Origin of the sequence: uncultured Microscilla sp., from assembly GCF_947493425.1 — a bacterium.
In the GTDB taxonomy this organism is placed as follows: Bacteria; Bacteroidota; Bacteroidia; order Cytophagales; family Microscillaceae; genus Microscilla.
Genome location: NZ_CANLRP010000009.1, coordinates 46,437 through 59,742, shown reverse-complemented (window position 1 = coordinate 59,742; position 13,306 = coordinate 46,437). Strand labels below are relative to the sequence as shown.

At 38.8% G+C, this 13,306-nt stretch carries 10 protein-coding genes; 3 read left to right on the top strand and 7 right to left on the bottom strand.

The annotated features are described in order from the left end of the window. Nucleotides 1-21: 21 nt before the first annotated feature. The 5 genes from Q0954_RS04645 to Q0954_RS04625 all read right to left on the bottom strand — a co-directional run bounded on the left by Q0954_RS04645 (nt 22) and on the right by Q0954_RS04625 (nt 5,107). Nucleotides 22-492, bottom strand: a complete 471-nt coding sequence (locus Q0954_RS04645; RefSeq protein ID WP_299454280.1) for a DUF4296 domain-containing protein — start codon at nt 490-492, stop codon at nt 22-24. A gap of 104 nt (nt 493-596) precedes the next feature. Next, nucleotides 597-1,739, bottom strand: a complete 1,143-nt coding sequence (locus Q0954_RS04640) for a cysteine desulfurase family protein (protein ID WP_299454345.1) — start codon at nt 1,737-1,739, stop codon at nt 597-599. A gap of 222 nt (nt 1,740-1,961) precedes the next feature. Continuing rightward, on the bottom strand, nt 1,962-3,359 hold the full coding sequence (gene glmM / locus Q0954_RS04635) for a phosphoglucosamine mutase (protein WP_299454277.1): 1,398 nt from the start codon (nt 3,357-3,359) through the stop codon (nt 1,962-1,964). Between the two features lie 150 nt (nt 3,360-3,509). Beyond that, on the bottom strand, nt 3,510-3,716 hold the full coding sequence (locus Q0954_RS04630; RefSeq protein ID WP_299454273.1) for a hypothetical protein: 207 nt from the start codon (nt 3,714-3,716) through the stop codon (nt 3,510-3,512). Between the two features lie 230 nt (nt 3,717-3,946). After that, on the bottom strand, nt 3,947-5,107 hold the full coding sequence (locus Q0954_RS04625; RefSeq protein ID WP_299454270.1) for an FAD-binding oxidoreductase: 1,161 nt from the start codon (nt 5,105-5,107) through the stop codon (nt 3,947-3,949). Between the two features lie 187 nt (nt 5,108-5,294). Between Q0954_RS04625 and Q0954_RS04620 the strand changes: the two genes are divergently transcribed. Further along, nucleotides 5,295-5,945 (top strand): 4'-phosphopantetheinyl transferase superfamily protein, encoded by a 651-nt coding sequence (locus Q0954_RS04620; RefSeq protein WP_299454267.1) that lies wholly within the window; start codon nt 5,295-5,297, stop codon nt 5,943-5,945. 229 nt (nt 5,946-6,174) lie between these two features. Here Q0954_RS04620 and Q0954_RS04615 read toward each other — a convergent pair whose 3' ends face one another. Both Q0954_RS04615 and Q0954_RS04610 read right to left on the bottom strand, forming a co-directional pair. Continuing rightward, complete coding sequence (locus tag Q0954_RS04615; protein ID WP_299454264.1) at nt 6,175-6,534, bottom strand: SET domain-containing protein-lysine N-methyltransferase; 360 nt, start codon at nt 6,532-6,534, stop codon at nt 6,175-6,177. 59 nt (nt 6,535-6,593) lie between these two features. After that, on the bottom strand, nt 6,594-10,499 hold the full coding sequence (locus tag Q0954_RS04610) for an amino acid adenylation domain-containing protein (protein WP_299454261.1): 3,906 nt from the start codon (nt 10,497-10,499) through the stop codon (nt 6,594-6,596). 851 nt (nt 10,500-11,350) lie between these two features. On the opposite strand from Q0954_RS04610, the gene Q0954_RS04605 reads away from it, so the two are divergent. Further along, nucleotides 11,351-11,950, top strand: coding sequence for a TetR/AcrR family transcriptional regulator (locus tag Q0954_RS04605; RefSeq protein WP_299454259.1), 600 nt, complete (start codon nt 11,351-11,353; stop codon nt 11,948-11,950). A 46-nt stretch (nt 11,951-11,996) separates the two neighbouring features. Then, the gene (gene fabF, locus Q0954_RS04600; protein ID WP_299454256.1) at nt 11,997-13,271 is read left to right on the top strand and encodes a beta-ketoacyl-ACP synthase II; all 1,275 of its coding nucleotides are present in this window, start codon (nt 11,997-11,999) and stop codon (nt 13,269-13,271) included. The last annotated feature ends 35 nt before the right edge of the window (nt 13,272-13,306 follow it).

The following is a 13,306-nucleotide window of genomic DNA, read 5'->3' as shown; positions in this document are numbered from 1 at the left end:
CTTATCACTTGGTCTTTTTCATTATTTCTTTTTGTCTGCATTGGCTTTTGGTTTGTCTGGTATCATTTTCACCTCTATCATAGGTTTGGCTACCTTTGGAGTCTTTTTCTTGGGCTTGTCTTTTTTCTTGTTACTACTTGAGTCTTTCAAAGTATTGGCTACACTATCACTCATTGCTTTCATTTTTTCGGCTACTTCTGTGTAGATGTCTTTCATGTGGTTCATGTTTTCAAAGTAGTAGTCATAGCTTTTGTAGTAATGGGTACTGTCTGTTTTATACTTTTTAAATATACCCACTTGTGCTTTGAAATAAGCTACCTGTGCCGAGTCACGTAACAAATACCGGGATGCATCTATTTTTGACTCTTCGAGGTGAATATCTACCAACATATTCACCATTTTTTCTTTAGGAATAATGTCTTTAGGTATTTCTTTTTTGTTAGAACAGGCCACTATCAAAACTACTATACAGGTATAAATGAAATTTTTCACAAGGGTATTGTCAAAGAGTTATTAAATAATTGGCAAAAAATAATAGGCTTTACCAAAGTTGTCTCATTGATAAAGCCTATTCGTATGTAGATCGCAATATGCTACTATTTAGTAGTTACAGTATACATTTCGGCAAGTTTTTCTACTACATAGTCTACTTCTTCCTTGGTATTATAGCGACTAAATGAAAAACGCACTGCTCCGCGGTCTTTGGGTCTGTCCAAAGCCCTCAATACATGGGAGCCTACGTCTGAACCACTAGAACAGGCACTGCCACCAGAGGCAGAAATTTGATGAATGTCCAGATTAAACAATAACATGTCAGCATTGTCGGTAGGCGGCAAACATACATTTAAAACAGTATACAAGCTTTTGTCAAGATCGCCACTTTCGCCATTAAAACCAACTCCAGCAATTTTCTGTTTCAACTGCTCAATCATATATGATTTAACCTGCTCAATGGCTGCCCGATGTTCGTTCATTTCTTCATAAGCAAGTTCAAGCGCTTTTGCCAAACCAATAATTCCATAAAGGTTTTCGGTACCACCTCGCATATTACGCTCTTGAGCTCCCCCATATATCATAGGTTTAATCTTGGCATCAGCGTTTACATACAAAAAGCCCACCCCTTTAGGTCCGTGAAACTTATGGGCTGACCCTACTACAAAGTCAACATTCAACTGTTGTAAATCATGTACATAGTGTCCCATTGTTTGCACCGTATCTGAATGATACAATGCCTGATACTCTTTGCATAACTCACCAATACGCTTCATATCGGTCAAGTTGCCTACTTCATTGTTGCCATGCATCAGCGATACCAAGCTACGGCTATTGCCTTGTAAAAGCTCGCGTAGGTGGTCATAATCAATATTTCCTTTACCATCAGTGTTAACCATACTGAGCTTAATTTTACCTATCTTTTGCAAGTGTTCCAAGGTATGCAAGACAGCATGATGCTCTAGTGGAGAACTAATGGCGTGTGTAAGATTAAATGTATCTATACTACGCTTAATGGCAAAATTGTCGGCTTCGGTGCCACCAGAAGTAAAAAATATTTCAGAAGGAGAAGTATTCAGTAAATCAGCCACTTTTTTTCTTGCTTTCTCAATGGCAGATTTAGTTTTGCGCCCATGCGAATGTATAGACGAGGGGTTGCCAAAGTGTTCTTTCATGTAGGGCACCATAGCATCCAATACTTCAGGAGCCAATGGGGTAGTTGCGGCATTGTCAAAATAAACGCTCATACTCATAACAAAAAATATATCTTTCCTTAAATGCTGTAAGCAGTTCTTTATGAAGGAGGAGTTCCTTCATAGGTTATTTTATACTATTTTTATTTCCAATAACCTTTTTTTTCAAAATTACGGATATTTTTTGGATGATTTCAAGAAAAAAAAGGTAAAAAAAATTACCCAACCTTTACAAGTTGGGTAATAAATATTTTGTGTAAACTGTATTTATCGCAATTATGAATTGTCTTTTGCTGTTACAATTTCACGTATATCGTCAATTATCTTGTTTGCCAAATTATCAGCGGTAGACATAGAAGCTGCTTCGGCATAAATACGAATGATAGGTTCGGTATTGGACTTACGCAAATGTACCCAAGACGACTCAAACTCTATTTTTACTCCATCAATGGTAATCACATCGTGGGCTTTGTATTTTTCCTGAATATCGTTGAGTATTGCCGAGGTGTCTATTTCGGGGGTCAAAGATATTTTGTTCTTTGAGATCTGGTATTTAGGGTATTTGGCTCTCAACATAGATACTGGCTTTTCGCTTTTTGCCAGATGAGTCAAAAATAAGGCAATGCCTACCAAAGCATCACGTCCGTGGTGCAAATCAGGGTAAATAATGCCTCCGTTGCCTTCGCCCCCTATTACTGCGTCTACTTCTTTCATTTTGGTCACTACATTCACCTCTCCTACTGCCGATGTATGGTACTCTTGTCCTACTTTCTCGGTCAGTTCTTTGAGGGCTTTGGTAGAAGAAAGGTTAGAGACAGTAGCCCCTGGATTATGCGACAGTATATAGTCTGAAATGGCCACCAGCGTATACTCTTCGCCAAACATAGAGCCATCTTCACACACGAGCGCCAAGCGGTCTACGTCGGGGTCTACCACAATACCCAAGTCATAATCACCATTTTCTACCTCTCTCGAAATATCCCTAAGGTTTTCAGGAATAGGCTCAGGGTTATGAGGAAACAAGCCATTAGGCTCACAATACAAGCCTTTTACTTCTTTTACACCCAAAGAGTGTAACAACATAGGCACCGCTATACCTCCAGTAGAATTTACACAATCCAAAGCTATTCTAAAATTACGAGCTTCAATGGCTGCTTTGTCTACAAGGGGTAGTTCCAGTATCGCCTCAATATGTTTTTGGATGTATTCGCGGTTTACGCTGTAGTCTCCCAACTTTTTAGTTTCAACAAACTCAAAATCTTCTGCGTCAGCAATTTCAAGTATTTTTTCACCATCAGCTGCCGAAATAAACTCACCTTTGTGATTCAACAACTTGAGGGCGTTCCATTGAATGGGGTTATGGCTGGCAGTAATAACGATTCCTCCGCCGGCTTCTTCCATGACTACCGCCATTTCTACGGTGGGGGTAGTAGACAATTCAAGGTCAACCACATCTATTCCAAGCGACTGAAGGGTAGAAGCTGCCAATTTTGTGATCATTTCACCCGATGGGCGAGCGTCACGACCAATTACCACTTTATGGTTTTCAGAGTTTTCTTTTAACCAGATACCATAAGCAGCAGCAAATTTTACTACATCTACCGGGCTTAAAGTGTCTCCAGGTTTTCCGCCAAGGGTACCCCTAATACCAGAAATTGATTTGATGAGTGTCATTAAACAAAATTAGAATTATAAATATAGCTGTGGAAGAATTATCATGTTTTAATTTGTTCAAAATCACCCTCTTCCATAGCATTTCAATGTATCATAACTTTTGGCAATTTTATGCATTTTCTTTGCATAAAACTCCTTATATTTAGCTGATCAGGCAGTAGCTATCTGATCATCTTTTGTCTCATTTTCGCAAGCTCCCACTGGTTTTCCACATACGCCACATTCTACTCCATCTTTTAGCAACAATGGGTTTTGTGAAGCACAAGTACCTTTGATTTCTTTACCTCTTATTAGCAAGCCAATACTCATCAGCACAGCAAATAAAATCATTACAGCAATAGCTAAAACAACTGTCATAGTATTTTGTATTAAATATTTGAAAGTATATAAGTCTATATACTTCGAACATAATTCAGGAGTCGAGTGTTCACTTGCTGGCTCATTATTAAAAAAAATCCGTTAGTAGCTACAAATGAACTGTTGCAAAACTACTATTTTATTCACAAACGTTTGCGTTTTTTCCTAAAAAATCCCACTCGCTGTATACTAAGTTACTGATAACCAATAATTACCTGATATTAGTATTTTTATTGCTCTAGTTTAGCGGCAACCTCACCCCCAATAGTAGATCCCAACGCTACTCCCATGCCATTAAGACGGGTACCTATAACTATATTCTCTGAGACATTTTTCAGAATGGGACGCTTGCCACTTTGCCCAAAAGCCATAATCCCTGCCCAGGTATGCTCCACTACAAAGTTTTGTTGTGGTAAAATAACACTGCCTAATTTTTCTTTTAGATGCTTGGCTATCTGCTGGTTCAGTTCAAAGCTTGCAGTGGCTTCACCTTCAAAATCAAGGTTACGTCCTCCCCCAAAGATTACCCGATTTCCGAAGTTACGGAAGTAATAATAGCCTTGGTCAAAGTGATAAGTACCCTTAAACTTGAGATTAGCAACAGGTGCTGTTACTAATACAATGCCTCTGCCCGGTTTGATGTCCAGCTCGGGTAATAGCTTTTGAGTAAAAGCGTTGGTACATACTGCAGTTTTGCTGGCAGTAAATACGACCTCCTGCTGTGACAAGTGTCCAGAAGTATTGATTTCTACCTGACCTCCAGTATCTTCTATGGCAGTTACCTTACATCCATTGACTATTTCTACTCCTTTTTGGGTGGCACATTGCAATAATGAACGCATCATGTTTCCGGTATGAATTTGAAATTCATAAGGATTAAATATAAGATGAGCTACTTGGTGTGTGTCAAATCCTAATTCTGTGATCTTGCTATCGGGTAATTTCTCAAAAACCTTTTCATTGCCAAACAAAGGGCACAATAAATCATTTATATATTCAATTTTCTCTAGGGCATTGGCATTTAAAGCTTCATATTTTTCGCCTTTAAGCAATAATTCGGCTCCCCCAAAGTTTTTACGCCCTATAGCGTCTGCTCCTAACCTATTTTGCAATTTTTGTAAACCGCTCCAACGTTGCTCTACCAGCTTCAACACCTCGCGTTCACCCATCACTTCAATATCAGCTAGTAACTCGGTTACACTGCCAAAGCAACCAAAACCTGCGTTTTTTGTACTTGCCCCTGTAGGAAAGATGCCCTGCTCAAGCACCAGCACTGAGGCTTGTGGGTGATTTTCTTTGAGTGTAATAGCGGCTGATAACCCTACAATACCACTACCTACAATAATATAGTCATATTCTAAAAATGATTGTTGTTCCCAAAAACTTAGCATAACTCTCTCCTCTTTATGATACTACTTCTTTCAAATCCTAATTGCATCTCACAAAGCTTTTGTGGTTATTTATACAATTAATCTGCGATGTTAACAGTAAAATCCGGTATTTGATAATCTGTTGATAGGTTTTTAGTCGGAAAGCTTCTCATTGCAGTTTCTAAGTTTTATTAGATCTACCATTGTTATGAAACCTTACATACATATATACTACGCTTATGTTCCACAGGTAAAAGCTCGTTTTTCGCTCGAAGATTTGTTACAACAGTTACCCAAAAACTTGCACGAAGGTATTATGCGCTATGTGTTTGACAAAGACAGGTATGTGCACGCACTAGGAAAATATTTGCTTCAGCAACAATTGATTTTTTTTGGTGTTCCTCCCGAAAGGCTCTCTCAACTCACCAAGACTACTTATGGCAAACCTGTGCTTCCGGGCAAACCTTTTTACTTTAATATATCGCACTCGCACGAACTGGTCGCATGCGGAGCCACGCTTGATAGTAAACTGGGGCTGGATGTAGAACACCAGAGATCAATTACAATGAATGATTTTGAAAGTTATTTTACGGAACCGGAATGGCAAAAAATAAAGGAAGATAATACGCTCCACACTTTTTTTGAAATATGGACTAAAAAAGAAAGTGTTATGAAAGCAGATGGTAGGGGAATGTATTTGTCACTAGACACTATAGACACATTGCAAAACCCAGTAAAACTGACTGATGCCTCAAAAACGTGTTGGTTTTTGCAAGAGTTGCACTTGGGTACAGCGTACAAAGCTTGTTTGTGTACTATTGAACCAGCCGGAGAGGTGGTTTTAAAAAAAATGATTTAGGAATGGACAAAAAATAACTTTTCCTTCCGGAGATGATCTTTCTTCCTGATATTTCGTTACCCCGACAGTTCCGCCGGGACTACGAGCTTTTTTCGTCATAGCTACGGCTATGCCTGCAAAAAGTGCCTCATCTCAGAAAGAAATCCCTATCACCAGATAAGTAATTTATTTTTCAACCATTCCTTAAGAAATCAAACTATTTCTTGATTTCCCAAATCAAATTTAGACATTATACAGTAATACTCTGAGATGCCTTTGCATAACCATTGATCAACTTACCACAACAGTGGCAGGTAAACGGGCTACTCATGTCAGTTTCTGACACATTGTAGTTAAAGGTGACTTCTTCTGTCTCGTTAAGGTCTCGTAGCGCCACCAAGTGGTTGCCTTTTACCTCTACCGAGGGTTGACAAGCATGGTTGACATATTGCCCTAGTTTATCTTCTATGTGCTTCGATTCACCTATTTGAATAGAAGTACGTGTAGGGTAAGGTAGTATGTCGCCTGTTAAAACCATGACTACTTCTCCTTTTTTGTAACTTTTGGACGTAAAAAGCCCCTTGAAACCGTTATTATTAAGAATATTCATATAGAGAGTTGATTTCACTTGTATTACAAGCTAATTAAAAAAATATTGATTGATATTGATTATTTAATAGTTATTTGCTCCTGAATAGCTTCTTTAATTCGCTGAGACAACGATTGAACATGGGGTTGCCCCAACATAGTAAAGTGATTGCCTGATACATTCAATAGTTCGAAGCCTGCTGTTGTAAATTCGTTCCAGTCACTTACATTTACTCTAAAAAACTTGTCCAGATAGCCGCTTATTCTATTCTCTTCAGGGCATATAAGCAGGATAGGGATGTTGAGTAAATCTTGTGTCGAATAAGACGACGAGACATCGTTGATACACACCTTTAAAAAACGTTTCAACTCTGACATACTTACTTCTATGCCATCATCTGTTAGTTGTTGGTGTATGTACTCTAATTGAGTAGCCTTGCTTTTTCTGCTAAGTGCTTGTGGACTTACCTCTAACTGATGCCCAAAATAGCGGGCATAAATGGTAGTGCTCAATGACAGGTACATTTCTGGGGTAGCATACTCCCCTATCAACTCACGAAAACTATGTATAGGTGCTATGACATCTAAAACAATGAGTTTTTGGGGTGGATTATTTTTTAATTGCAATTGCCTTGCCATTTCATAGGCTACACGCCCTCCTGCTGAGTATCCTGCTAAAATATAAGGACCTTGAGTCAATTTTTGAATAGCCTGAACATATACTTCTGCCATTTTTTCAAAAGATAAAGGCTCTGTCACCCCATCGAAAGCTGGGTTTTGCAACACATATACAGGGTGATCTTGTTCAAGTGACTTAGCCATTTCGAAAAAACTCAACGGGTTGCCTCCTGCGCCTGGTACACAAAAAATAGGGATACCTTTTTGTTGGTCATTCATCTTAAGGGCAATTTCAAGCGATGTTCTTTGACTCACCATAGCCGCCTGTAGTGCAACAGTAGCTGCCTTGAATATAACAGAAACAGGCAACTGGGTATGGTAAGAAGCATTGATCTTGGCAATCAACCGAACGGCTAAAATAGATTGTCCTCCCAGCTCAAAGAAGTTATCGTGTACGCCTATTTTCTCTACACCAAGTAGTTCACGCCAAATGACCGCAATGTTTTGCTCGATAGGGGTGGTAGGTGCTACATAAGCTTGACGGTCGCTTGAACGGAAGTCGGCCTTGGGTAATGCTTTTTTATCTAATTTACCATGGGTGTTCATTGGCAATTCGTCCATAGGTACCACCAATGAAGGAATCATGTAATGGGGTAACCATTCTTTTGCATAAGCAAGCAACTCTTCTTGTTCAAACTGTTCTTGTTGGGGTACCACATAAGCTACCAAATGCTTATTGTTCTTATGTTTTTTCACCAGTACTACACCATCTTTGATCAATCCTGATTGACGCAGCACATTTTCTATCTCGCTCAATTCTATACGATAGCCCCTTATTTTAACTTGCTCGTCTTTTCTTCCCAAAAACTCAATATTCCCATTAGGCAACCACCTGCCCAAATCTCCGGTTTTATACATTCTTTCCCCCTCGACAAAAGGATTCTCCGGAAAATTTTCACGGGTTAGTTTGGGGCGGTTTAAATATTTTTGCGCCAAACCGGTTCCTCCAATACAAATCTCACCAACTACACCCACTGGTTGCAACTGATTTTTTTCGTTTACAATATAGATGGGCTTATTGGCTACTGGTTTGCCTATCAAAGACGCTTGAGTTTGATTGGTAATGACGTTGAAGGTAGCCGCCACGGTAGTTTCAGAAGGTCCATAACCATTGGCAATATTTACTTTACCAAATAGGTGATCAATCTGCTCAGGTTTTAGTAACTCTCCCCCGCTAATCAACCAACGAAGCTGGTGGGTAGATGAAAGTTCTTCGTTTAGCCACCCCACTATTGTAGGAGTAGTAGTCAATAAGGTAGCCTGGTGGTTTTCAATGTAATCTTTAATTGTCAATACATCTTTGCTTCCTTCCTTTACCATTAATAAAGTGGCACCACTGGTTAAAGCAGGATAAATTTCTTCTACTAAAATATCAAATGCCCACGAAGATTGCTGAATTACCCGATCTTGCCAGGTAATACCAAACATTTGCCGGAAGGTAAGCACATAGTCAAGCAACGATGCGTGACTAATCGCTATTCCTTTAGGTTTTCCGGTAGAGCCTGAAGTATAAATGGCATAAGCCGAATCTGTAGATGAAGGCTCGACGGCTACTTGTGAAACAGGTTGTTCATTAATGGCAGTCAAAGCTTTGTCCGTTTTTACCACGTTTACCCCGGTAAGGTGTTCAATAAGATCACTGGAAAGGTTGGTAATCAGTAGCTTTACAGAAGCATCAGCCAGCATATAATGTACTCGTTCTTGTGGATAATCAGGATCAATGAACACGTAGCCAGCTCCTGCTTTTAAGATTCCCCACAACCCAATTAATGACTCAAAAGAAGTATGCATATATAACCCCACATAGTCTCCTGGCTTTACCCCGTTTTCTATTAGGTAATGTGCCATCTGATTAGACTTTTCATTTAACGCCTGATAGGTCAAACAATCGTCGCCTAATACGGCTGCCACTGCCTCCGGGGTTAGATCAACTTGCGTTTCAAACAAGCTTACAACGGTTTCACTATTATATTGAGGCTCTATACGCTGTGGGGCAGCCAATAACTGTTGTTTTTCTTCGGGCGGCACTACCTCAATGGAGCCTATGGGCTGGTCGAGACTATGCTGAAACTGTTCTAAAATAAAGAGAATGCGTTTGGAAAAAAGGTCTATCTCCTTTTTGGTAAAATAGGCTTTTTGAAAATCTATATGCAGTACCAATGGTTGTTTGTCACCATAGTCAAACCAAAACCATTGCAAGGGGGTATGATCATCGTGACTGGTCACAATGCGTATTTTATAAGGATTGCCTTCAGGCATTTTAAAAGGCGCATAATTTACAATTACGTCTATTGGCACCTGTTGCTCTTGCAACAACAAATTAAAATGACGGTTAAGGTGCATAATAGGGTATTTTTGATGAGGATAATCTCTTCGACGGGTCGACTTACATTGCTTAAGAAAATCCTGCAAAAGCTGGTCGGGCTGGAACAAGCTCTGGAACAATACATATTTAGAAAACATCCCTGCTGTATTTTTTTGTTCTCTGTTCCACCTGCCATGAATAGGTATCCCTAATACTACTTCGTCTAAAGTTTGAATTTGGGCAAAATATATCGACATAGCTGCCAGGGTAAGTTGATTCACACTGGTGTTTGCTTGCTGAGCAGTTTTTGCTAACTGTTGTCTCTGCTCCTCCGACAATTCCACTGTAAAACTTTCACTTCCTTTTTCATTGCTTTTTTTGTGTTTTTTCAACAGCAATTCAGGAGCCACCTTAAACTTTTGTTCCCAGTACTCTTTGTCTTTTAAATAATCATCAGAGTTGATGTACTCCCAGGAATCCACCATGTGATTCTGATAAGCAGGATAGGCTATTGTAGTGTCTAGCTCTTTTTTGCTTTGTAAAGCCTGGTATTGGTTCAACACATAGTTTACAATGATGGCGTAACCTAGTAAATCGATTAAGATGTGGTGGCAACGAAAAAACCAGTAGTACTCAGTGGCACTTATTTTTATCAAAAAACACTCATACAACTGTGAACCATTGATATCCAACACTGTTTGAAAACGCGCCTGCATCCATTGGATAGCTTTCTCTTTACTATCACTAAAGTCTTTTTCTGTTACATTGAAGACGACTTGCTCTTTGAAGCCCGCAAGAGGCTTGTCTTGGCTAAAGTCAAACTGTATGCGAAAAACGTCAAATACTTCAGGAAGAGTGGTTAAAACTTGTTTGAAATCGTTAATGTCAGGAGTGTCATGCAAAGTTACATAGCCACCTATACTATAATAGGCATTGTTTGGGCTTAAAATGTAGTCATAGTAAACATCTTCTTGTGAAAGGTGTAACGTTGTTTTGGTTGTCATTTTTTAGATGGTTAAATACGATTGAAAAGTTGAATTACACTGAACTGCAAAATCATGTAAGGTTATGTGTAAGTAAAAACGGTTTATTTTACTTACACTACACCTTCTGAACAATTTGCTAAATTTTATATTTATAAAGTAAAGTCACAGAGGTAATGTATTCTTGTAAAAGTACATTTATGGTAATTTAATTATCTTTTCAAATCACCAGCACCCCCTTTACAATAGCCACTTGGCTCAAATAAGTCAATAATGCCTCACAAGACTTCCTTTTAAAAAATAATTTGAAATAAATCCAGGAAATCAAAGCAGTTCATAGGAAGAACGCATAAAATGTGCAAATAGTTTATATATATTACATAAACAGGGTATTTTCATTGTATTTTAGCCACGTTTGCTCATATAAACACCCTTTGCATTACCCTAAAAAACGTAATTAACCGATAAAAATTTCTTACTCATTAATCTTGACTTGTAAGGCTATTTTCACTAAAAACCTACGCTAGTAGGTATTTATGCTTAAACATAAAAAGTGAAGCAGTAGCAAACTTAATCAAGGTAAAATACAAAATAGTTTTATAGTACAACAGTTAAAAAAAGGCTGCAAATATAGCATATAAGCAAGAAAATGGGATTGAGATATGAGCCTTTGTTTTCAAACAAACAGGCTCATTTATTACACGTTTCACACTAAACAGTAAAAATTGACTAGCAGAATATTAACTAACCGATAGTCAATTACTTAACTATATTCATTAAATTTTCTCACACTATTACCCAAGTTTTTTTCATTTTTAAACCAATCGGTATATTTTTGTATTCGTTTTTTCATCTTATCGGCAATAAGGTTTATGAAAAAATCAGAAAAGACCAAAAGAACTATCATAGAAAAGTCAGCACGCTTGTTTAACCAAAAAGGCTATGCAGGTACCTCTATCCAAGATATTATTAAAGTAACTGGAATGAGTAAGGGAAGCATTTATGGCAATAATTTTCATAATAAGGATGAAATTGCCCTGGCAGTGTTTTCTTATAATGTAAACTTGCTTTTTGCCGATTTATGGGCAATGGTTGCCGAGCAAACGTCAGCGCGGGCAAAACTGATGGCTTTTTGCGAGTTTCATCGCCAAAATTATCAAACAGTGCTCGATTATGGGGGGTGCCCTATGCTCAATGTAGCTATAGACTCTGACGACACTCACCCGATGCTCAACCAACAGGTAGCTTTATCATTTAAAAAATGGGAAACAAAGCTAACAGATATTATCGTACTGGGTATTCAGCAAAAAGACTTTAAACCTGAGACTGATGCATTTCATTTTGCGGGATTAACTATTTCTTTGATAGAAGGGAGTATTATGCTGGCAAAAACCCACCAAGACCCCAAGTATATTTTAAATGCTTTGGTTCATATAAAACATTTAATCGATACATTAGACATAAATCATTAATTTGCAGTACAAAACATCCCTTTCGGTTGTTTACAAATAATTGGTTATGAATATATTTAGCAAAACAATACAATTAAGAAGAGTGGTAGTCACTGGTATGGGTGCCCTCACTCCAATTGGTAACAATATAGAAGACTATTGGCAAGGATTAATGAATGGAAAGAGTGGCGCTGACAAAATCACTCGCTTTGACCCTTCTAATTTCAAAACTCAATTTGCCTGTGAAGTAAAGGGATTTGAGCCTAATGATCACTTTGACCGTAAAGAAGCCCGCAAGATGGACTTGTTTACCCAGTTTGCAATGGTATCGGTAGAAGAAGCTATCAAAAATTCCCAACTAAACCTTGATACAATAGATACCAATGAAGTAGGTGTGATTTGGGCATCGGGTATTGGTGGTTTGAACACACTTCAAGAAGAAATCATAGGCTTTGCCGACCGTAATCGTCAGCCTAAATTCAATCCATTTTTAGTACCTAAAATGATTGCTGATATTGCCGCAGGGATGATTTCTATCAAGTATGGATTTCGTGGTGTAAACTACTGCACTGTATCGGCGTGTGCATCGAGCACTAACGCCTTAATAGATGCTTTTAATTTTATCCGTTTAGGACAAGCCAAAATTATTGTCACAGGCGGCTCCGAAGCATCTGTAAATGCTACCGGGGTAGGAGGATTTAGTGCAATGAAAGCTTTGTCTAACAACAACGAAAATCCCACATCAGCTTCACGTCCATTTGACGCCAATCGTGATGGCTTTGTGTTGGGTGAAGGTGCTGGCGCACTTATTTTGGAAGATTTGGAGCACGCGCTCGCGCGAAATGCCCCCATTTATGCTGAAGTAATTGGAGGAGGAACCGCAGCTGATGCTTACCACATTACAGCGACTCACCCTGAAGGTTTGGGTGCTCAATTGGCTATGCAGCGTGCCATGGCAGATGCTGACATTGGTTTGGCAGATATAGACTATATCAATGCACACGCAACGTCTACTCCAGTGGGCGATGTAGGTGAGATGAAAGCTATCTCAGAATTGTTTACCGACCACTTGGATAAACTTGATATAAGTGCTACCAAATCTATGACGGGGCACTTATTGGGGGCAGCTGGTGCTATTGAGGCAGTGGCAAGTATCTTGAGTATAAAGAATAACATGATTCCTCCTACAATTAACCTAGATAACCGAGATGAAAACATAGATGCTCGCCTTCAGCTTACGCCTAATACACCAAAAGCCAAGAATGTAAACATTGCCATGAGCAATACATTTGGGTTTGGGGGTCACAATGCTATTGGTGTATTCAAGAAATTTGAACAATAAAACAAAATTGGTGCTTGGCTATCAAAAGCAACAAA